The 22,361-nt window shown below is 40.7% G+C and carries 23 protein-coding genes; 6 read left to right on the top strand and 17 right to left on the bottom strand.

All coding sequences use genetic code 11. The annotated features are described in order from the left end of the window. Positions 1 to 9: 9 nt before the first annotated feature. The 3 genes from BTO30_RS07260 to BTO30_RS07250 form a co-directional block, all read right to left on the bottom strand. Entirely contained in the window at positions 10 to 303 is a 294-nt protein-coding gene (locus tag BTO30_RS07260; RefSeq protein WP_425429445.1) for a hypothetical protein, read from the bottom strand. A 106-nt stretch (positions 304 to 409) separates the two neighbouring features. After that, on the bottom strand, positions 410 to 1,921 hold the full coding sequence (locus BTO30_RS07255; RefSeq protein ID WP_075398060.1) for a glycine betaine uptake BCCT transporter: 1,512 nt from the start codon (positions 1,919 to 1,921) through the stop codon (positions 410 to 412). Positions 1,922 to 2,025: 104 nt separating this feature from the next. Further along, a complete protein-coding gene (locus BTO30_RS07250; RefSeq protein ID WP_075398059.1) occupies positions 2,026 to 3,531 on the bottom strand; it encodes a hypothetical protein in 1,506 nt (501 codons plus the stop codon). Between the two features lie 230 nt (positions 3,532 to 3,761). Here BTO30_RS07250 and BTO30_RS07245 point away from each other — a divergent pair, with 230 nt between their 5' ends. The 4 genes from BTO30_RS07245 (at position 3,762) to BTO30_RS07235 (ending at position 6,401) form a co-directional block, all read left to right on the top strand. Next, the gene (locus BTO30_RS07245; protein ID WP_075398058.1) at positions 3,762 to 4,112 is read left to right on the top strand and encodes a DUF485 domain-containing protein; all 351 of its coding nucleotides are present in this window, start codon (positions 3,762 to 3,764) and stop codon (positions 4,110 to 4,112) included. Then, positions 4,113 to 5,636, top strand: coding sequence for a solute symporter family protein (locus BTO30_RS07240; RefSeq protein ID WP_075398057.1), 1,524 nt, complete (start codon positions 4,113 to 4,115; stop codon positions 5,634 to 5,636). A gap of 65 nt (positions 5,637 to 5,701) precedes the next feature. Further along, entirely contained in the window at positions 5,702 to 5,872 is a 171-nt protein-coding gene (locus BTO30_RS17215; protein ID WP_158023573.1) for a hypothetical protein, read from the top strand. 19 nt (positions 5,873 to 5,891) lie between these two features. Further along, the gene (locus BTO30_RS07235) at positions 5,892 to 6,401 is read left to right on the top strand and encodes a L,D-transpeptidase family protein (protein WP_075398056.1); all 510 of its coding nucleotides are present in this window, start codon (positions 5,892 to 5,894) and stop codon (positions 6,399 to 6,401) included. 245 nt (positions 6,402 to 6,646) lie between these two features. Here BTO30_RS07235 and ald read toward each other — a convergent pair whose 3' ends face one another. From ald to BTO30_RS07205, 6 genes are all read right to left on the bottom strand, one after another. Further along, entirely contained in the window at positions 6,647 to 7,759 is a 1,113-nt protein-coding gene (gene ald, locus BTO30_RS07230; RefSeq protein ID WP_075398055.1) for an alanine dehydrogenase, read from the bottom strand. Between the two features lie 108 nt (positions 7,760 to 7,867). Beyond that, positions 7,868 to 9,094, bottom strand: a complete 1,227-nt coding sequence (locus BTO30_RS07225; protein WP_075398054.1) for a PucR family transcriptional regulator — start codon at positions 9,092 to 9,094, stop codon at positions 7,868 to 7,870. A gap of 190 nt (positions 9,095 to 9,284) precedes the next feature. Further along, positions 9,285 to 9,464, bottom strand: coding sequence for a hypothetical protein (locus BTO30_RS16995; protein ID WP_143331926.1), 180 nt, complete (start codon positions 9,462 to 9,464; stop codon positions 9,285 to 9,287). 180 nt (positions 9,465 to 9,644) lie between these two features. Next, a complete protein-coding gene (locus BTO30_RS07215) occupies positions 9,645 to 10,232 on the bottom strand; it encodes an SCO family protein (protein WP_083632332.1) in 588 nt (195 codons plus the stop codon). 102 nt (positions 10,233 to 10,334) lie between these two features. Beyond that, positions 10,335 to 13,442 carry an AAA family ATPase gene (locus BTO30_RS07210; RefSeq protein ID WP_075398052.1) on the bottom strand — a complete coding sequence of 1,036 codons (3,108 nt, stop codon included), beginning with the start codon at positions 13,440 to 13,442 and terminating at the stop codon, positions 10,335 to 10,337. Then, positions 13,439 to 14,560, bottom strand: coding sequence for an exonuclease SbcCD subunit D (locus tag BTO30_RS07205; protein ID WP_075398051.1), 1,122 nt, complete (start codon positions 14,558 to 14,560; stop codon positions 13,439 to 13,441). Before BTO30_RS07205 ends, BTO30_RS07210 begins: the two co-directional genes overlap by 4 nt. A gap of 126 nt (positions 14,561 to 14,686) precedes the next feature. On the opposite strand from BTO30_RS07205, the gene BTO30_RS07200 reads away from it, so the two are divergent. Then, positions 14,687 to 15,112 (top strand): DUF2621 domain-containing protein, encoded by a 426-nt coding sequence (locus BTO30_RS07200; RefSeq protein ID WP_075398050.1) that lies wholly within the window; start codon positions 14,687 to 14,689, stop codon positions 15,110 to 15,112. A gap of 10 nt (positions 15,113 to 15,122) precedes the next feature. Here BTO30_RS07200 and BTO30_RS07195 read toward each other — a convergent pair whose 3' ends face one another. Together BTO30_RS07195 and BTO30_RS07190 are read right to left on the bottom strand one after the other, a co-directional pair. After that, complete coding sequence (locus BTO30_RS07195) at positions 15,123 to 15,632, bottom strand: CcdC family protein (protein WP_075398063.1); 510 nt, start codon at positions 15,630 to 15,632, stop codon at positions 15,123 to 15,125. Positions 15,633 to 15,654: 22 nt separating this feature from the next. Continuing rightward, positions 15,655 to 16,362 carry a cytochrome c biogenesis CcdA family protein gene (locus BTO30_RS07190; RefSeq protein WP_075398062.1) on the bottom strand — a complete coding sequence of 236 codons (708 nt, stop codon included), beginning with the start codon at positions 16,360 to 16,362 and terminating at the stop codon, positions 15,655 to 15,657. 168 nt (positions 16,363 to 16,530) lie between these two features. Between BTO30_RS07190 and BTO30_RS07185 the strand changes: the two genes are divergently transcribed. Continuing rightward, a complete protein-coding gene (locus BTO30_RS07185) occupies positions 16,531 to 16,710 on the top strand; it encodes an aspartyl-phosphate phosphatase Spo0E family protein (protein ID WP_075398049.1) in 180 nt (59 codons plus the stop codon). Positions 16,711 to 16,751: 41 nt separating this feature from the next. On the opposite strand, the gene BTO30_RS07180 is transcribed toward BTO30_RS07185, so the two are convergent. From BTO30_RS07180 to BTO30_RS07155, 6 genes are all read right to left on the bottom strand, one after another. Beyond that, positions 16,752 to 17,282 (bottom strand): hypothetical protein, encoded by a 531-nt coding sequence (locus tag BTO30_RS07180; RefSeq protein WP_075398048.1) that lies wholly within the window; start codon positions 17,280 to 17,282, stop codon positions 16,752 to 16,754. A gap of 351 nt (positions 17,283 to 17,633) precedes the next feature. Beyond that, positions 17,634 to 18,224 carry a hypothetical protein gene (locus BTO30_RS07175; RefSeq protein ID WP_075398047.1) on the bottom strand — a complete coding sequence of 197 codons (591 nt, stop codon included), beginning with the start codon at positions 18,222 to 18,224 and terminating at the stop codon, positions 17,634 to 17,636. 12 nt (positions 18,225 to 18,236) lie between these two features. Then, complete coding sequence (locus tag BTO30_RS07170) at positions 18,237 to 18,581, bottom strand: hypothetical protein (protein ID WP_075398046.1); 345 nt, start codon at positions 18,579 to 18,581, stop codon at positions 18,237 to 18,239. A gap of 56 nt (positions 18,582 to 18,637) precedes the next feature. Then, the gene (locus tag BTO30_RS07165) at positions 18,638 to 19,207 is read right to left on the bottom strand and encodes a hypothetical protein (protein WP_075398045.1); all 570 of its coding nucleotides are present in this window, start codon (positions 19,205 to 19,207) and stop codon (positions 18,638 to 18,640) included. Between the two features lie 83 nt (positions 19,208 to 19,290). Beyond that, positions 19,291 to 19,935 carry a hypothetical protein gene (locus BTO30_RS07160; RefSeq protein ID WP_075398044.1) on the bottom strand — a complete coding sequence of 215 codons (645 nt, stop codon included), beginning with the start codon at positions 19,933 to 19,935 and terminating at the stop codon, positions 19,291 to 19,293. Between the two features lie 1,090 nt (positions 19,936 to 21,025). Continuing rightward, positions 21,026 to 22,351 (bottom strand): phage portal protein, encoded by a 1,326-nt coding sequence (locus BTO30_RS07155; protein WP_075398061.1) that lies wholly within the window; start codon positions 22,349 to 22,351, stop codon positions 21,026 to 21,028. Positions 22,352 to 22,361 lie beyond the last annotated feature (10 nt).

Raw genomic sequence — 22,361 nt, 5'->3', positions numbered from 1 at the left:
TATGTGACCTTATGGTCGCACTTGCATCGGCCCCTCTGCACCAACCGGTGAAATCATCGGGTCCATGGTCGAAAATTTCGTTTCAACCCGGTGATGAGCGGCAAGCAGTTCCCACGGCACCCCGTACTCCTCGGCAGCTGCTTTATAAATAGGGATAAATTCTTCCGGTATATCTTTTGATTCAATCAATTTAGATGTTGAGTCACTGAGTGCGAATAGCACCAGCAAAAGCAGGCCAAGGATAATGAACGGCACTGATAATGAATACATTGCCCTTTTTTTCAATTTTCGTCGTTTCGCCATGATGAACTCCTTCGTTGAACGTGCTGTATCTATCATAGAAAAGAGGCCGCAAAACTTCAAGCGAAACAAATTCATCCCGCCTTAACCGACGGGATGTGCATGATCATTACATCAGTGGACGTCGGCCAGCCTGCCTGCGCATTTCATTCTGCTCATCTGTAAAAGCCCGGTAAAGAGAGACCATCATTAAAATCATAATAAAAGAAAACGGAAACGCTGCCGCAATCAATGCGTTTTGCAATGCCTGCAGTCCCCCACTGTATAAAAGTACAATCGCGATGGACGACTGCGCAATCCCCCACGTCAATTTCACACTATTCGGTGGAGTTAAGGAACCATGTGTCGTCTGCATCCCGAGAACAAATGTCGCTGAATCTGCTGAAGTCACAAAAAAGATGGCGACAAGGAACACCGCGATAATAGACATTAATTGTGACCATGGCAGTTCATTGAAGACCGCAAATAAAAGTTCCTCCGTTGCATACTGCGTTAAATCAGCGGCACCGTTCATTTGTAAATTCATTGCTGACGCGCCAAATACAGTAAACCAGATAAAGCTGACAAGTGATGGCATTAATAACACACCAATCATAAACTCACGAATTGTGCGGCCGCGTGATACACGCGCGATAAAAATACCAACGAATGGCGACCATGAAATCCACCATGCCCAATAAAAAATCGTCCACCCATTAATCCAGCTGCGGTGATCTTCATTAAGCGGAGCGATTTGGAAGCTCATCCGCAAAATATTTTGAAGGTAGGCCCCGATCGTATCAGTAAACATATTTAAGATAAACATTGTCGGGCCAATAATTAACATAAGAACAAGCAGGACCACGGCCAAAACCATGTTGGTGTTACTTAACGTTTTAATTCCTTTTCCAAGACCAGACATGGCCGAAGCGATAAATAAAACTGTCACAACTACAATAATAACCAGCTGTACAGTAAATGAAACAGGTACCCCGAATAAATACGAAAGACCGCCGTTAATTTGTGCTGCGCCAAAACCAAGAGTCGTCGCAACTCCGACAACTGTTGCAAAAACAGCAATAATATCAATAAGCGTGCCAACCCATCCTTCAGCATATTTCCCGAGTACCGGTTTCAGCGTTGCACTGATTAAACCGGGTTCTCCTCTTCGGAACGGGAAATACGCCAGTGCCAACGCGACAACCGCATAAATACCCCAAGCATGCAATCCCCAGTGAAAAAACATATAGCGCATGGACTCCCGCAGCGCATCATTTGTACCAGGTTCCGACAACGGACTTGAAACCGCATAATGACTAAGCGGTTCTGCCGCTCCCCAAAAGACCAGTCCGATTCCCATTCCCGCGCTAAACAGCATCGCAAACCAGGAGAGCGTTGAGTACTCCGGTTTTTCACCCGGTTTTCCAAGCCGGATTTGACCGACAGGACTAGCGATCAACACTAGACAAAACAACACAATGACCGATACTAAAATTAAATAGTACCAACCGAATGCCGACGTGATAAAGCTTTGTACATTCGCCGTCATCCTTTCAAAAGATTTAGGAGCAGCTGCTCCGAATATTGTCGCAAACAGGACAAGCGCTCCCGTCCACCAGAATACATTTGATATTTTCTTCATACATTTTCCTTTCACATTGCATAACAGCGCAAAAATAATTTAACCTTCGGAACGAAATGTCATTTGACACACCTTTAATACCGTAACAAAGGAAAAGAGCCCTATCAAGTAATAGGACTCTTTTCCGGCATATCAGCAGTGCCAAGCTGTTTTAAGCCCGGCGTTCTAGAAGCGGATTCAGCCGCTTCCTCTCGCAGTTTCAGCTCTTCATTTTTCATTTCAGACAGTGATTTGAAAGCTTCCGATTCTTTTTTCTTCAAGCGCTCTTTTTCAAACTGCCAGCCGTTTGCTGAAACCAATGCCGAATTCATCTCTGAGATTAAATCCGCTTCGTAATATGGATATTTCACCATCACTTCATCCGCCATTTTTTCAAATGAAATCTGCAATTTTTTTTCAAGATTATTTTTTTCAGCTTGATAATACGTATTCGACAGCCATGCGCCGGCGGACTGAATCAATCCTTTTTTGGACTTATTCCTCTCTATTTTCAATTGGATTCGGGATAACTTTTCCCGAATACGGGTGTGTGACACGCTTATATCTCCTAAATAGGGCCGGGCTGAATCCGATTTTAAAATGGCAATTAACCGTTCACGCAAGCTGCGGTACACAGAACGTGCTCTTTCTTCCGCAATGACAGCCTTTTCAAGCTCCTGCCGCACCAAACCTATGCGCTTTTCTTCTTCTTGCTGATCGAGCTTCAGTTTATTAATTTTCCGGATTAACAGACGATAATCGGCCTCTCTTTTCAACCACTCTTCCGCAATAACAGCCGGATTTGATTCCTTCAAATCTTCGTCTGACGGTGCGTATAGAAGCAGTAAAACAGCCGGCACGTTCCAGTTTCCCGAAACAAGACTTTTAAGCGCTTCATCAGTGGTAAAAAGGGCCCTGGGATGAAGCACCCATAAAAACACGGGATAATCATCCGGAACATCACGCTGTAACTCGTATAAAATATCTCCATACATGGACAGCCCCATCCTCGTTCCCATTTCAAAAAGAAGAGAATCAAGCCCTTTTTCTTCAACAATCACTTCAAATGACGTCTCTCGATTTAAATGAAAGTACTCAAAAATTTGTACCCGCTTGTATTCAGGTAATTCCTCCCATTTATGGTGTATCACTTCCTGAAGAGGCTCTTTCTCTTCGTCTACTTTTTCATTTTTCAGTACCCGTTCAACCTGATTGACATGTTCATAGTGAAGCAAAAACTCCAGCTTGCTGCTTAGAAGAGAGCGATCAAATTTTTCCTGAATTAATTTATCTTTTTTGGCTGTTTTCTCAAACCATTTGTGAACGATTTCATCGGATCTTGCCGCCACTTTTTCTTTTTCATACAGGTGGGAAGCCGGCAGCTTCAGCACTTTCGTTAAAGCAATGAACACATCCAGCTTCAGTTCAGGATCTGGAATATGATTCAGCTTTTTCGCTTCTTCAACAATCGCTCTAAAAAAAGGGAACGTTTCCTCCTTTGAAAATCGGCTTTTCGCTTTCAATGCAATTAAATCGCGCGCCTGAATACGATGTAAAATTGAATGAACGATACGAAGCCTCATCCCTGACAACGAAGACACAGCTGCGCCAATCGATTTGATTTCCGTCATGACTATCCGCTCCATTTATTGTCTTTTTAATTGATTGTACACGAAAAAGACTGGAAAGAAAATGAATGGACTCATTTGACCATTTAAATAAAAAAACAAGCTGTTTTTAATTAAGTTCATTTTTTTGTCAAAAAGTGTTGCCATTCATTCAAAGTTTTCTTAGAATAGAGTTACAATTCTGCAAATTGCAAACGATTTCAGAATTAAAAACGACCAAGGGGAGGTCTTTTATGGAACACAAAGTGCATCACACCACACCGCCGCAGCAGAATCATGATTATGAGGCTATCGCGGCCAGTCCGGAGTTCAAGTCACTGGTCAGAAAGAAAAACAAATTCCTGCTTCCCGTTACTGTCTTTTTCCTTTTGTTTTACTTCACACTGCCGCTGTTGACTTCATTTTCAACGGTACTGAATAGTCCTGCAATTGGAGACATTACGTGGGTTTGGGTATTTGCTTTTGCTCAATTTATTATGACATGGGCGCTTTGTATGATATATGTAAAAAAAGCAAATGGGTTCGATTCAGAAGCTGAAACCATTTTCAATCTGCATAACAAAAACGAAGGGAGTGACCGTTAAATGAGTGTACTCGGACTCTTTTTCTTCGTTGCAATCGTCGGTTTGACGCTCTATGTTACCTATTGGGCCTCAAAACGGACAAACTCGGCAAGTGAATTTTACACAGCCGGAGGAGGATTAACGGGGTGGCAAAACGGAATTGCCATTGCCGGGGACTACCTTTCAGCGGCTTCGTTTCTAGGAATTGCCGGTGCGATTGCATTAAATGGATTTGACGGCTTCTTTTACAGTATTGGATATTTAGTAGCTTACTTAGTTGTACTTTATATTGTTGCTGAGCCGCTTCGTAACCTCGGTAAATATACCCTTGCTGACATGATCACAGCACGTTTTGAACAGCAGAAAATTCGTGCAACAGCCGCAATCAGTACATTGACAATCGTTCTATTTTATATGATTGCTCAGCTTGTTGGAGCAGGCGCACTCATCCAGCTTCTTTTAGGAATTGACTACTGGATTGCCGTATTGCTGGTTGGTATTATGATGACAACATACGTACTATTTGGGGGCATGGCGGCCACAAGCTGGGTGCAGATTATTAAAGCCGTCTTATTAATGGTTGGTACTATTATCATTTCTTTCCTCGTATTAATGAAATTTGACTTTAACATTTTAAGAATGTTCTCTGAAATGAAAACGGTTACACCAGCTGGAGAGAATTTCTTGAATCCGGGTGTAAAATATACGAACGGCATCGATACAATGTCCATGATGATTGCACTCGTTCTTGGTACTGCCGGCCTGCCGCACATTTTAATGCGTTTCTTTACCGTAAAAGACGCAAAAACGGCGCGCAGTTCTGTCGTATATGCCACGTGGATTGTTGGTCTATTCTATATTTTAACGATTTTCTTAGGCTTCGGCGCTGCCGCGTTTGTTGGTTCTGACGAAATTATCGCAGCAAATGCAGCCGGAAATATGGCTGCACCGTTACTCGCTCAAGCACTTGGCGGTGATTTGCTTATGTCATTCGTTTCGGCAGTTGCTTTTGCTACCATCCTGGCCGTTGTAGCCGGTCTTGTTTTATCAGGTGCATCGGCATTCGCTCATGATATTTATGGTCAAATTATTAAAAAAGGACAAGCGACTGAAAAAGAACAAATGAAAGCGGCCCGTTTTGCATCGATTGGCGTATCTGCTTTATCTGTTATTCTCGCCCTCTTTGCACAATCGATGAACGTTGCTTTTCTCGTTTCGCTCGCTTTCTGTATCGCAGCAAGTGCAAACCTTCCTGTTATTATTTACACAATTTACTGGAAGCGATTCAACACTACTGGCGCGATTTCAGCAATGGTAACAGGCCTCGTTTCAGCGCTTGTTCTCGTTGCCATGAGCCCGAACGTTTGGAATCCGGAAGGCACTGCTATTTTTGCCGGAGATCCATTATTCCCATTAACGAACCCGGCAATCGTTTCTGTTCCTGTAGGCTTTATTGCCGGTTATATCGGCTCTCTCGTCTCAGCAAAAGCAGATAAGCGAAAATATGCAGAGGTGGCGGTCAAAGCCAATACTGGGTTAAAATAAATATACGGAGCAGACGGAATAGTCCGTCTGCTTTTTTATTCAAAAAGAAGGGAGAATTTTATGAAATGCGCTATATATTAGCCGCCTGTTCAGCTGTTATGCTTCTTATAGGAAGTATACTGCCGCAAATGCCAAAAGCCGCCACTGATCCATATGCTGCTTCCCTCTCATCTATAACCGACAGTAAGCAGGTACTTATTACGGAAGGAAGCACAAAATCCATTAAAATTATATGAAAAGTCCGGCTCCAAATGGGTGCTTAAGCAATCTTTCCCTGCTGTTACCGGGAAAAGCGGTCTGTCTTTCACAAAGAAAGAAGGAGATGGCGCGACACCAGCCGGTATTTATCCAATCGGCAATATGTTCGGAACCGCGGCTAAACCACCAGGTGTAAAATCAAAATATACGGTTTCGCACAAAAACCATTATTGGATTGACGATGTTACTTCACCTGACTATAACAAGTGGGTGTATTACAACAGAAATCCAAACAAAAAATGGAAATCATTTGAGCGGCTGAAACATGTGATTTACAAACATGCTATTATTATTCGATACAATGAAAATCCAATTATCCAAAATAAAGGCAGTGCGATTTTCATTCACCTATGGCGAAATAGTTCCACCCCGACAGCAGGCTGCCTTGCATTAAGCGAAGCAAACTTGAAAACCGTCATGAAATGGATTGATCCGGCGAAAACGCCCAAGATCATCATCGGCACACCGGATTCCATAAAAAAAGAAATAAATGAGTATAATAAATGATTGTAGGATGACGAGTTTGAACTTCTAAAAAAACGGGGGGTGTCACCATTGATTGAGACACCCCCCTTCCTCATTCCTATAGCCTGATTTTCTGATTTTGACTTGGTTTTCTTGCTCTTTTGCCTAGATTGTTATTGAATTCGGCCTTGATGAGTGGTAGAATCCGGCTGTACGATCGAAAAATCGGCCTAAATGGTACGGAATCCTTCCTTCCCTCTGCACTGATTAGACAACTCCATTGTGAATTATAACAATTCTTCCACAGGTTTGTATTCATATCCAAGATCGCGTGCAACTGCCTCATACGTGACGAACCCGTTTAGTGTGTTAATCCCGTGTTTAAGTGCTGCAGTTTCAGAAACAGCCCTTTTTAATCCTTTGCCGGCAATATTTAAGGCATACGGGATGGTCACATTTGTTAAAGCGGTGGTTGAAGTGCGGGGTACAGCGCCCGGCATATTGGCCACTGCATAATGAACAACTCCATGCTTCACGTACGTTGGATTTTCATGGGTTGTGATTCGGTCCACCGTTTTAAAAATACCTCCCTGATCAACGGCTACATCCACAATAACCGATCCGTTGGACATCGATTTTACCATTTCTTCCGTGACAAGTTTTGGCGCTTTAGCTCCAGGAATTAACACAGCACCAATGACTAAATCAGACTCTTTCACTGATTCGGCTATATTAAGTGGATTCGAAATAAGCGTTTGAATGGAAGAACCAAATACATCTTCCAGCTGGCGGAGACGATCGGCATTTAAATCAATAATGGTCACGTCCGCTCCAAGGCCGACAGCAATTTTTGCCGCATTCATGCCAACCATTCCTCCACCTATGACCGTGACTTTACTTTTTTTCACACCCGGCACCCCGCCGAGCAAAACTCCTTTGCCGCCTTCCTGCTTCTCCAAAAAATGGGCTCCAATTTGTGCCGCCATACGGCCTGCTACTTCACTCATCGGTGCTAAAAGCGGCAGTGTGCGGTTTACACTAACTGTTTCATAAGCGATGCCGGTCAATTTCTCTTCAACAAGTGCTTTCGTCAGCGCCGGTTCAGCAGCCAGGTGTAAATATGTAAATAAAATCAGCTCTTTACGAAAATAGCCATATTCCGCCGGAAGTGGTTCTTTTACTTTCATGACCATTTCCGCGCGGCTCCAAACATCAGCGGCGTCATCCAAAATTTCTGCACCGGTCTTTTTATATTCATCATCAGAGAAACCGCTTCCAACACCGGCGCCGCTTTGCACCAGAACCTGATGCCCTTCTTTTACGAATGAAAGGACCCCCGCAGGTGTGATGGCTACACGGTTTTCGTTATTTTTAATTTCAGTTGGTACGCCAATAATCATTTTAATTCATCTCCCTGATTCTTATTTGTCTTATCCTCATATTATGACAAATTTGCGTCAAGTTCATCAGGTCAAATAAAAAATCGAAGGAGCATTTTTTGTTAATTTTCACAAAAGTGAATCATCTAATTGCAAAATTAATAAATCAATATAGAGCAGCGTTTTTTCATTCATATCTTTTAAATTCACCCCTGTAATTTCCGCCATACGCTTCAGGCGGTAGGCAAGCGTGTTCGGATGGACATGCAGCACAGCTGCCGCTTCATTTATATTGCCGTCATGAACCAAAAAAGTAAACACCGTTTCCAGCATATTGGTGTTGTGAGTACGGTCATATTCCTTCAATTCTTCCAAAACGCGATTCCGTTTTCCATTTCGGACTGTCCGAAACTCATCGATCGACTGAAAAATGCCTATGTTTTCATAACAATGCGGCATTCTAATGTTGACAAACAGGCGCTTCATTCGTAATACATAGAGCGCTTCCTGATAACTTGTCTGAACATAAAGGGGATTTTTCACAATGCTGCCTCCCGCTCCCGCCGGATGAACTTGAAGCCGCTCTGCCGCTTTTGCTGTAAAATCATTTATATAATGATTGATAGTATCTGTCTTCCCCTTTTCAGCAAATCGAATAAGCAAAACAAGCTGTTCTCCATCATATGTTCTTGCTATACAGGTTACTTGCTGAAGCGTTTCAACGAGATAATCAATTTGCCGCTCCAGCGTCCGGTCTATTGTCCGCCCAAAGTCAAAAATAACAGCCATCAGTTCACCTGATAATGAAAGTCCGTAATTTTTGTTCGCCTGATCAATTTCATTCCGCCCGTTAAAATGACCTGTAAGAAGCTTCCATAAAAACTCCTGGTGACTTTCTTCTGCAGCCCGTTTTCGTTTTTCATGCTGCAGGAGCTGATTCTTTACCGCTTTTGCCGCTTCTTTTAAGATGATCATTTGTTCATCTGTAAAGTGGGCTTTGGACTGTGCCCAAATAAAACCGATCACTTTTTCTTGTTTTCTAACCGAGATCGCAACCCGTTCACCGAGCTCCACCTGATCAATTGCCGGGATAATGACCGGTTCTTCCGTTTCAAATAATTTCGGAATCGCACCGCTCCTCCATAAACTGTTTATCACATGTTCCGGAACACGACGGCGCATAATCGTCGCTATCCGAACCGGATCAATTTCCCCTTCATGCCGGCTGTATGCAATGATCTGGTGGTTGGCATCTTCAATTGTAATAGGACAATGAAGCGCGTCACTAATGCGATCCGCCAGCATTTCAATTGATTCATATTCATGCGCAAAATAATGGTTGCCTTCGTTTGACATTTTATTCCTCCGCTGCTATTGAATATCTTTATTATAATCGGCGGAGTGCATGTTGTAAAAAGAATTGGAAAAGCGGGATCTTAAAAAAAGATCCCGCTTCTAAACATGATGGTAATTGGCTGCTGGCTGTCGCAGAAGTCGTCATTTGGAAAGTGAGTGAAAGTCGAAGGACAAAACGATTAGGGAGGGATTAATACTTTCTTGAATCACAGTTTGGGCAAATATAAACATCCTCGGCATCAAAAATGGAGCCGCACTTTGTCTGTTCGAGCACAACTACCGCCCGTCTCAGTTCTGCACGCTGTCCTTCCCAGCCGCATTCACACTTTACACTGTTCGTAGACCCAAATTTGTAGAATCCATAGTTCATACAATCACCCCTTATTGAATTTTCAGAAAAAATCTGTACTTTTATCTTACACAAACATCCAAATTTTCGCAACTGAAAATTTATTATTTTTTTTGTAAATTTCCGAAAAGTCAAGTCTTGTTTTTTAATTGTGTTGATATATTCAACATAAGCCCCGACTAATTTATCGGGGCTTATCATTTAGGATTGTTCCGTTAATTGTTTCACATCCAGCACAATTTCGTCGAATGGCACATCGATATTTCCGTCATAGCTTTTCACGACTATGCCTTCTTTATTAATTAGATAAAAGCTCGTCCCGTGCATAAATTGGTCAGAATTTGGATCTGGAATAGCAAGCGTTTGAAAACTTTCTTCCGCGAAATCCCGAATGTAATCACTATCATAGCCGGTCAATAAATCCCAATTTGATTCATCTGCTTCATAGTGAGAAATGTATTTTTTCAATGCGTCCGGTGTATCCCGAGCCGGATCAACACTGAAGGACACAATACGATAATTCTTTATGCCTTCTTCATTCAATAAGTCCTGCAGTTCACTCATATTTCGGGTCATCGGAGGACAAACCGTTGTACAGTTTGTAAATATGAAATTCGCAATCCATACATTCCCTTTCAAATCCGACAAACTCACTTCTTTCCCATCCTGATTCACATTTGTAAAATCATTTACTTCCACTTCCATATTGCCTTGAAATTCACTGCTGCTGCATGCAGATAACAAAATCATGATGACTGCTGCCAGCGTCATATAACGAAATAATTTCAAAAAAATTCCCTCCAAGCGGCTTTTATATTCTTATCCTAGAGGAATCCGGCACTTTTCTCAATTCCGAACTGTACATTCTCGTGAAGAATTTATGAACGATTTTTAATAATCACCTGAAAATACGAACGCTGCCCGGCTCCCTGCATCCGATTGTTTTACTTCCAAACGCGCATCAATCCGCTCTTTTAATTCCGGGACATGGGAAATAATTCCCACGAGACGCCCGTCGGATTGAATATCCATTAAAGTTTCAATGGCTTGATCCAGCGATTCCGGGTCCAGCGTCCCAAAGCCTTCATCTACAAACATCGTCTCCAGCGATACTCCGCCTGCATAATTTTGTACGACTTCTGCAAGTCCTAAAGCAAGTGACAGCGCTGCTTTAAAACTCTCGCCCCCTGATAAGGTTTTCACGTGACGGCTTTGCCCAGTATATTGATCAAATGCCAATAACTCAAGTCCGCTTTGTGCGTTTCCTTTTGCCCTCGCTGTCTGGCGTTCAAGAGTAAAACGCCCGTTTGTCATATTGGCAAGACGTGTATTCGCCGCTGCCAAAATATCTTCCAGAAAAGACGCCAGCACATACCGTTCAAACGTCACTTTTAAGTCATTTTTTCCGTGGGCAATATCATATAAGTGTCCGGCAAGACGATATTCCTCTTCCACAAGGGACATTTGCTCCGATAAACGGTCCACAGCTTCCCGCAGGCGGATCGATTCTTTTACTTGTGCAGCCAGCGCCCCCGCCTTATTCGTCCATTCAGCTATCTCCTCATTTAACGACTGAATCCGGCTGTCCAGTTCAGTGATGTCCACACGCTCAAGTCCTTCTGTCACTTTTTGCAGTTCGTCGATCCGCATTTGAACCGTCCGCTGTTCTTCATCATAACGTTCGGCGGACTCCTTCATTTGTGAAAGATCTTGAACGAACCGTTTCGCTTCTTCAAACATATCCCGATTCAAAAATCCAAACGATTCAAGCTTTTGGGTAAAGGACGAAACGGCATCGTTAAACGTTTCGTTCGATCCCATGACTGCCTGATCTCTTTCTTTTAGGATAACCATCGCTGATTGTAGAGCAGCGTGCGATTCGTGGAATGCGGATTGTGTTTCATTGAACAGCCGTTCGTTTTCTTCCTTTTGCCGCTTCGCTTCATGAAACGATTTAGTAAAAACAGCTGTATCACGCATCGATTCGGGTATTGTTTTCTCCATTTGGGCAAGAATACTTTTTGCTTCGATATGCGCTCCGCTTTCGTTCGCCTCCGCTTGGCGATTTTGTTCGATTTGTTTTAAAATTTTTTCTTTTTCCATCTTTTTATCTTGAAGCTCGTCTGTCCACTGCTGTTTCTTAATCTGATCTTCCTCTGCTGTTGCGCGCTGTTTCTTTGCTCCCTCCAATATTTCTTCCAGGTCGAAAATCGTTTGATCTTCCGGCAAACCTGCTTTTATTTTTTGAATATCTGTTTTCGCTGCTTGAATTTTTAATTGGATCGAGGACTTTTCGTATTCAGCATCACGCAGTTTTTGTTCGAAGGAAGCTGCCCGTTGTTCTGATTGCTCCAATACATCCAGATTGACATGCACCTCTGTGTAAACCGCCGGATTTGGATGATGAATAGATCCGCATACAGCACACGGCTCGCCTTTTGTTAAGTGAGATGCCAGCAGCGCCGCCTGTTCACGGTGCAGCGCTTGACGTATATCATGCACTTTAGTCAACGCAATAGACCATTGCTTTTCCGCTTCTTTACAAGCCTGGGCTGCTTTTTTTTCCTCTTCCTCCAGCTGCTTAAGATGTTTTTCGATACGAATCCATTCATTTTGCTGCTCAAGCTGCTGCGTCATTTTTTCGACCAGATGATCCGCTTTAATCAACCGCTCTCCTGCATCTTGAAGCGGTTCCAGCATCGTTTCCAAGCGAAGCAATTCCTTTTCAAGCACTTCAAGTGCTTCTTGAAGCTTTATTCCATGTACTTTTGTTTTTTCAAGTTTTTCACGATTCGTTCGTTCGTTTTGTACCGCTTCACTAAATATATATACAGCATCTTTCATCGCTTCTAATTGTTGATAGCGGCGTTCGGCTTCTTCCCGTTCTTGCCGGCGGTTTTGTTCCCGTTTAAACGCTTTGTCTGCCTGTTCAAAGCGAGCGCGTGTCATTTGTTCATTGTTAACTGCTTCTTGTTTCCGTTCAAGCACTGATTCAGCTGCTTTTTTCGCTTTATGGACAACGTCTTCATACGGAAGCAGCTTTTCAGCCTTTTCGGCAAGCTCCATATTCACTTTTATTTGCTGGATGTTTACCAGCTGGTCATCCAGTTGTTTTTTCGCTTCAAGTAACTTCTCCAGCCGGTCAAATTGTTCGTTCAGTGCGATACTCCGTTCGCGGGCAGCAACCAGTCCATCACGTTTCTTGCCGAGACTGGTAATGGCCTCTTTCATAACAGAATGCGCTTCGTTCATTTGCGAAAGATCGATTTCCAGTTGACTGAGGACGGCTTCTTTCTGAATATCATTCTGCTTGAGCAAAAGGGTCATTTGATCGGAATAAGCAGGGAGACTTTTTAACAGCGTCACTTGCTGATCTGCGGTTTTTCCAGCCTCCTTTTTCAATTCATCCGCCTTCACTTCTAAGCGCTCTTCCACCTGCTTATAATAAACAGTCTGGAACAATTTTTGTAAAATTTTCTCTTTATCTTGACTGCTTGCTATCAGCAGCTTTTGAAATTCTCCCTGTGGTATCATTAAAATTTGCCGGAATTGATTTGCTTCAAGACCAATTAATTCTGTCATCTTTTCATCCGTATCGCGGACATTAGCCGAGAGAAGAACGCGTTTTCCGTCATCCGACAACTGATGCAGTTCCGCCGTTGCAGGCGCAGTCGTTGTTCCGTTTCCGCGCGCCTTCTTTTTTTCCTGCAGCGGCGTACGGCGGATCACATATTGCCGCCCTTTTAACTCAAACAACAGTTCAACTTCCGTCAGAAGTTTCGGATCGGCGAACTGGCTTCTCATTTCCCCGGCGCTCCGGTTATCACCGCTGGGCTTCCCGTAGATGGCAAAGCTGATCGCATCAAATATCGTTGTTTTACCGGAACCCGTTTTTCCGGAAATGACAAACATCTTCCGGTTTTCCAGCAATGAAAAATCAATAACCTGACGGCCTGCATACGGACCGAATGCTGTCATCGTTAACTTGACGGGCTTCATTCATGATCACTTCCTTTTTTTACATCCTCCATGACACTTGCCATATACGCTTCTTTTTCTTCCGAAAATCCTAGACCGGTCATGGCTTCATAAAACTCGCCGAACAACTCCAGTTCATTTTTTTGTTTCCGTTCCTCAGTTGCAGGAATAGCGGAACCTCCTTTAGCTGCTGCCCGTTCGAGGTGGAGAATATTCGGAAACTTCCCTTTCAATTTTGCCATCGGATCAAGTAATGCCCCTTCATCCTGAAGGATTACTTTTATGTAATCGTCCGTTTCATTTATTTCCATAATTTCATCAAAAAAGCCTTTTATTTCTTTCATATCGCGAATTGGGGGCAACGGTTCCCTTTTTATATCCAGGTGACCCTTTTCGTCCACGTTTACAACCGAAACACTTTTTGTATGAGAGGCTTCCGAAAAAGAATATTTGAGCAGTGAACCCGCATACTGCACTTTTTCATGACGAATCGCATTTGGATTATGAAGGTGACCAAGGGCTGTATAGTGAAAAGGTGTGAACAATTCCGCTCCCACATTGCCCGCTGCACCAACAGACAAAATTCGTTCTGAATCACTTGTTTCTCCCCCAGTCACAAACGAATGACCTACTGCAATATGAATGCCTTCCGGGTCCATTTGTTCACTTAGGCGGCCGGTCAATACTTTCATCGCATCATGATGAGAGTAAATCGTATCATCCTCATAAATGTGCCTGACAACACCTGGTTCTGCATAAGGAAGACAATGAAAATGAACCCCTTCAATAATTGGACAAAACATTTCTTTTTCAAGTTTTCCCGCCAGATAAAATTGACTCTGCCTAAACCAGGTTGAACCGAAGGCAAGCCTCTCCGCACTATCGTGATTGCCGGATATAGCCACGATCGGCACTTTCATCTCGACGTTAATCGTAAATAAAGTTTGATTTAATAAATGGACAGCAGAAGCGGGAGGAACAGATCGATCATATAAATCGCCGGCGATAACGAGTGCATCCGGTTTTTCATGGTCAATAAGCTGAATTAATTTTTGCAAGATGAAGCGCTGATCCTCAACCATTGAAACACCATGTACAATTTTGCCCAAATGCCAGTCGGCTGTATGAATAAACTTCATTTTCTCCACCTCAATTCGTATGTATGTTCTTATCATAACGAAATGTTTACAAAATGAAAAGGATGAACGCACAGTCTTTTCTTGTTATAATTGAGTCATAGAAGATAAATTTAAGGGGGGTTGAACATGCTTGAAGGCTGGTTTTCTTATTTTATTGTCATGTGGACCATAGTCCTTGTTTCACTGTTTGCGATCGGCGGTTTTTTTATGTTCCGCAAATTTTTGAAGAAAATGCCGAAGCAGGATGGAAAATCGGATATGGACTGGGAAGAATATTACGTTGATCAAACAAGAAAATTGTGGGGCCCTCCGGAAAAGGAAATGCTTGAAGAACTCGTCAGTCCTGTTCCGGAACTGTTCCGCGATGTGGCCCGTCATAAAATCGCCGGTAAGATTGGTGAATTGGCGTTAAAAGAAAAAGCGAGGCGTATTTCCGTTGATCTGATCATCCGAGGCTATATTATAGCCACGCCGAAACGCGATCATAAATTCTTACGCAAAAAACTCGACGAAATGAAAATCGATATTAGCCCATACAGTCATTTATTTTAAAAAACTCCGCTTATGAAAGCGGAGTTTTGATTTGCGGTGCATGAATGGCATTAATGGGCGTCTGCCGTTTTAATTTTATGTATTGCCGGTACATGGCGATACGCCATGGAACAATCATCGCAAAAGCTAAAATGAAAAACATGCCGCCGAGTTCACCGACGTCGATCGCGGTTGACAGCACAAGCTTACCGATGATCCGAATGACTAGAAGTGACATTAAAATAATCGGAAAGGCTTTTGAGCGCTTTAAATAAATATCGTTATCGCGAACTTCAAACTTTGACGTTTTCATTAATAGTAACGAAAAAACCATACCAACAGCCGCTGCTTCTAATAGTTCAAGCCAGGTCACCCGAAATTCCGGAAATAAAAACATCAGTGACCCGGTACTCATAAACAGCGGCGGCATAATAATTTTTTTCGCTGATGCCGGCCTTTTCGCCGCCCTCATTCTGACAAACAGGGCGCCAATTCCCATCAAAACAGCTGCCACTGATGATGCCGCAACCATCCAATCCATGTCAATCATTCCTTCAAACGTGTTAAAAACCGGTGAATCCTCCAAATAAAGGAGTCAGAATCATAATAATTTTCGTCATCCAGTCAAAAAAGAGGACAATACCCATTATTATCATAACATAACCACCGATTTTTACAATCTTAGCACTATTTGAACGAATCCACTGAATCCGGCCGATGAAGAAAGACAGCACGAAAAACGGAATGGCAAACCCAAGCGTATACGCAATCATATACAGCATAGCGGAATCTGGATTTGTACTCGCTAAACTCATGACTGCAAGCAATATTGGACCTGTACACGGTGTCCATCCGGCGGCAAATGCCAGACCAATTAAGGATGAACCAAGATAGCCTCCGGGACGATTTTTAAATTCGACCCGCTTCTCTGACATCATAAACTTTGGCTGCAGCATGCCGGTCACCACAAGTCCAAAAAAAATGATAAAAATCGCACCGAGCTGGCGGATTAAGTCATCCCACTCTTTTAAAAACTGTCCAATAAACGAAGAACCAAAACCAAGCAAAACAAAGACCAGCGAAAATCCAAGTAAAAAGAACAGCGTATGCAGCATACTGCGCCGCTGAAGCATGGCATTGTCATTTTTCAGTTCATTGACACTCATACCGGTTATATACGATAAAAAGGCAGGATAAAGCGGCAGACAGCACGGTGATATAAAGCTCAAAAAACCCGCGCCAAAAGCCAGAAATATATTTATATCCGTCATGATCAACATCCTTTCCTCTTTCATTGTAACAGACTGTCCTCTCTTCGTACTCCGAAAAAACTGTGAACATAAAAAGTACATAAATCGACAAATAATTTTTGAAAATAAGTAAATGATTGGGTATACTAAAGGTAAGGATGATGACATAAAAAGAAAGGATTGTCCGCTATGGAGAAAGAAATATTGTTGTCTGCCATTGAACAAAAGCGGACAGAACTTCTCAGCATCGCGTTTGATAACGGACTTAATTCACCGCTTGCCATTGAATACAGCCAGGATTTGGACAGGCTTCTAAATTTATATGAAGAACTCCATATCCAAAAACACAAAAAAATGCAGATTAAATAAAAGAGAAGGCTATCCAGTAAGCTCAGGACAGCCTTCTCTTTTTATCCCTTTTTATGCACATTGATTAAACCGTTTTCAATAAAGTTCCAGTCAAATTCTGCGGCAACCACATCCCCGGCTTTAATATCGCTGCCGATGATGTTATCGTTTGTAAAAATAATGCCGCCATGTTCTTCGCTAATACCCTCGTAATATGTCACATTATATTCATTCCAAATTCGTGATACTTTATAGTCAATGAGTTCGGGTTCCAGATATTCAACGAGATTCAACTGATCATCTTGCCAGTATGAGCGGACACGGTCTCCTACGTTCATTTCAATTTCTATATCTTCCTGCTGAAAACGGATAATTTCGCCGCTGCTGGAAACGGCGCTATAGTAGCCTGTTTTGAGCCGTTTCGGTTTATACGTGATAATAAAATGTTTTAATGTAATGCCTTCTTTTTCAAGCATTTCGTACGGTGTACCAGTGGGCTCTTCCCATATATCCTCTTCATACGCGTAAACCGGGACACTCATACTGATTAAAAAAATTGCTGATAAGAATAAAGACAGGAATCGTTTTCTCATCGTAAAGTCCCTCCTTTTTCGCTTATGGTTGCTTTTACCCTTTTTTCCCCATATCTATTCTTACAATACAAAAAAAGAACCAATTTATTAACGATTTATACATAAAAAAGCCACTTCCCTCGTAAAAATGAGAAGCGGCTTGATTGATTATTTATCTTGCTGTTTATTCATTTGAGCCATCATTTGATTGATTTTCTTTTGTGATGGTTTGGAACAAACACCGTAAAACGTTGATTTGACGGGCTTCCCACCACTAAGATAGTACCTAATTCTGTTCGTGAAAAATATACCATGAAATTGGTAACCTTGTAAACAACTATTTACAATTTTCTCGAAAAGTGATTTATTTTTTTATACACTCGCTACTCTTTCAGCCGTAATGACCAATAACCCTTGCCGTGTTCTATCTATATTATTAATCGCCCATGTGTCACCTGCTGGCGTTATTTCCGCATTCAGAATTAACTTTGTCCGATTTACTTCATTATCCTGTACATAAATATAAATCTGATTGTCCAATACACGTAATGCCGTTGTGTCATCTATTGCCGTTTTCTTATTGTCAATAATGGCGGGAATAAATATAGGTTCGCCCGCAATTGTTTCCATGACAGGTCTGCCGTCTGCATCGTACATCAGGTTACCATTTTCATCGACTTTTTGACGAGTTATTGAATCTCCTGCTACTTCAATAATAAAGTTACAATGACGAATGAGCGTTTTATATTTACCGTGACGTTTTGTGACGGTTTCAGTGAGCGTTAAATATAACCCCTGCTCATATATAATTAAATCCCCTTGTGACACAAGAAACTCTGTATGTAAATGACGTTCTTCCACATCAGATAAAGGTGGATTCGTGATAATACCACGTTGATCTGTTCCATTCACCTGTATTGTTTCTGATAACCCATCAAATAAAAATGTCGTATCAAATTGCATCGTACCACCTCCTTAATTGTCAAATAGCATAAACACACTTGATTCATTTGCAGATTGGATATTCTGCTTCATCGTTCTGACTTTACGCTCCAACTGATCAATGCGGGATTGAATACTGTCAGCAAAATCTGATACCGTCATATCGTCTAATTTAACTGATTTCATTAATGTTGGATTGTTCGCAATGGATTCTAATACAGATAACGCCGCCTGATAAATTTGAACCTTATTTGATTCATTAGATGGTACATATTCCGCCGTAGGATTCAGGTCAGTTTCTTCTAAGTAAATGGATAGTTCATTTTGTGATAGAGTAACACCCTTTGTTTCTAATTCTAAACGTTGTAAGTTGTTCAATTAAATCATTCCTTTCTAAATTTGAGCATAAAAAAACACCCTCATAAGAAGGGTGTTTAATCAATTTCATCAAATACATAACCCAAGTACTCAACAGTTTTTGCGTATTGATCGGATATTTGATTATCTAGTTTTCTCGCAATTCTTCCCCACGATTCCCTTTGTAATGTTTCTAAAACTTCTAATTCTTCTTCACCTAAAAAATCTTTATTAGTATTTAAATATTGAAACGCATAGTATTTATTATATGCTTGTGCTGTTTCCAACAAAAGTCGACCAAATTTAATTGTTTCATCCATATAATTCTCATATTTTGTAAAAATATTATTCGGTACTCTAAACAAATATTTTCTTTCTTCTAACTGGTTAATAGAAACCTCTATTTCATCAGTAACTTCACTTGATTTATTGACCTTTGTCTCTTGTGAAATATTTTCATCGTCTAAATCTAAATATCCAACTTCTCGTACTTTCGATAGCATCGGATCAACAATATCATCAATTTCCATCATTCGTTCTCTTACAGTATTTTCAACTGAAATTAAATATTTTTTCTCTTGCTTAATATTACGTTGGCGCTCTTTATCCATTTCTTTAGCCCATGAAAACATTACCTTTTTAAACACAAAATCCCCTCCCTTATGCCTACTCTATTCGACACAAAAAGAGGGAATCCTTCATAAATTTTCTAATTCCCCTGAAATTCTAATCACCAATACATAGCAATATGGAATTTATCATCTTTTTCACCAAAAAACATACAATTAACGTCACTTCCATCTGCATTATAAAGAGAGTGAACAGGCATTTTCTCATATGAATCTTTGTACATATACAATATATCTCTAGTTTTTTCACCATTATGAACGAGAAATGGAAAATAACCTTTCTTTCTATGGTCAATATCAGGTTGACTTCCAGCACTTTTACCAAGTTGTATTATTTGACTAAAGCACTCTACTGCATTAAACCACCCTATTACAAATGCTCTTTTACCACTATTTCCATTTTTAACTTCTTCTAACAACCAGTGAAAGTCACGCTCAATTTCTTTCCATGTAGTGCTACTAGAATAACTTCCCTTGCTACTCTTATAATTCTTTAAAAGTTTAACTTCGATTCTAAAATCTTTCGACTTCACTACTATGTCATTACCTGCTGCTTGCTTTGATCTTCCCTGCATATTAAAGTTTGCCATCTGTCTAAAGGGATACCCTAACCTTACAACCATATCTGCTTCTGAATATTCTGAATCAGCAATCTTTTTCAATTCTTCTTTCGATACATTCTCATACCTTTCATTAAATTCATCAATCATAAAGAGACAATTTGAAATCAAATACTTGTCTATCATTTTAAATCCCTCCTTACGATATAATATTCAAACGGTGAGAATAAAATACCTTTTTCAATCTCCTTTTCTGTAATTTGCCGTATATTTCATTTAAAATTTTGCTGTCCTATACTTATCCATTTGAAAAAATAAAAGCAACCAATTTGAAACATATGAGATTCATGTGTCGAAAAGTCAGTATTTATAAGGGTTTTTAACCATTTTGACAATGTGCCAAAAAGCCAGTGTTTACAAGGGTTTCTGACACATTTAAAATTTAACGATATTTTTGTAGAGTTGAGATAGGAAAACGACAGGCGGAATGTGATGATCGTTAAGTTAAATCTAATTTTGGATTCATCTGACTCCGCAGCATTTCGGAATGAGATTATACCAAGAATTAAGGGGTAACCAAACTGGTACTACCTGTAATGAAAAGGGTTACTCATGATCGGTACGTTAATTTTTTCGTGTGTGTGTAAAGTGACTTGTTAGCCGCAAATTTTTCCAATTAGGGGTATCGTATAGCCCCTTTTTATTCATTATTACGCATATAATATTCACAAATTCATCCTGTTCTACTTCCGATAACAAACATTATGTCAACTTCTATTAATTCTCAAACCTTGATAAATGTACGTTTTACGCTATTTCTTCTACTTATCATAATTACCCGACCACCTATATTTTCTCACAAACTTTATGCAATATAACCGATCAACCTTTATATATAGCCATTTACCCATGCATATTGATTGTGAATTACAATACAGTCAGTCATTCATAAATTGGAATAAAATCAAACTTTTAACGGAATGACTGCATAAACGGTAACTGGCAGATTGACCTCATGAATATGAGATATGCGTCAGCCGATCAATGCCACCAGTACCTTAAAATGACACATTGCTGTCCCTTCAAATTAAAGTTTCTCACCACGGACAACCTAACCACTCTTAAACCGTCACACTGTCGGCTTTAAAAAATGAATTACCATTCATATATAACAGGACGAAAACTTTGATATATTACCATCAAGTATCATCCCATATATATCAACGGTTCATCTCAAATTTTTAAATGGGACAGTGTGTCCCTATCCCATTCTCAATTAAACACTTTCATTCTCAATTACCTTTTCATTCACCATTCCCACATTATCCCCATTCAACCTTTGCATTTCCATCCGAACATCTGTCACATACGGACTATTTTCTAAAACAGTTTCCAATGATATACTTCCAATTTCCTTCAACGTTTTCAGATTCTCAATGATTTCTTTATCATTACTCGGCATAGCATACTGGAACGTCACATCCAACGTATCAAATTCATCATCTGACAACTTAACGCCTTTATATTCTAACAACTTTCTCACCTTTTCAAATCGTTGCTCCATACCTTCACGTACAAATTGCTCATTGATTCCTGCTTTAATACTTGCCAACTGATACAATAACTTAATACTGACCTCTGACAAGTTGCTAATGTCCGTCTTATTCATGCTCACGGCAGGCGTACTTGAAATATCCAATAGTGCTTGCTGCAATGTCTTATACACCGATTCAAATGACTGATAATCCAATTGATTGCTGACCATTTTAAAATCATTGCCATCATCTAATTGTAAGCCACCACCTACTACATCTTTAGGTAATCCCTCACCTTTTAACTGTTGACCAACAATGACTGGAATAGGATTATGATGCTTATAGAATGAATCCGTAAACTTACTCAATAAATCCTCCATGTTGTCCAGTAGTCCTATCCAATCCTGTAACTCTGACCGTCCTTCTAACTCTGACCACTCACTTGAATTAACATAAGCAACAGGCAAGCCACTAAGGTTAGCATGGCTGCTAATCATTCGCATATCTCCACCTGCATTGTCATACTTCCTGACTACATCTTCTTCAAACACTGTATAGTATTCAATGCCATCGTTCACATATGCCTGTACAAATGCAATCATTTCTCCTTCTTCATTGTATAAAGGAAAGCCCTGATCTCCTTCAATTAGTTTACTCTTAACCTGTCCGGCATCCACATATACATACTCATACACTTCACCGTACTTCAACAATCTATCAATTACTTTCATGTTCATTCTGTCATACTTTGCTTTACGATTCACACGCTGATATTCCTTAACTACACGCTCATTACCTGTTAATGTGACAGGGTTCTGCAATAGGTATGCCTTCTGGAAATTAAGTAATGTCTTAGCATATTGCAATACAATCTTACGTGGGGTAAAATCTTTGCCATTATATTTATACGACTGCCGTTGTAATATCTTATGATGACCTTCAAGGTAATTCTTTAACTCATAGATTTCATTTACCTTTGTTTGGTTATGTACTTCCTGAACGTATTCAATAAACCAATAAGGCGCACCATCATATTTATCTTTAATGTATTTCTCTAATTTACTCATATTCAATCCC

The organism is Domibacillus antri (assembly GCF_001936625.1).
Taxonomy (GTDB): Bacteria; Bacillota; Bacilli; order Bacillales; family Domibacillaceae; genus Domibacillus; species Domibacillus antri.
This window is presented reverse-complemented; position numbering and strand designations above follow the sequence as displayed.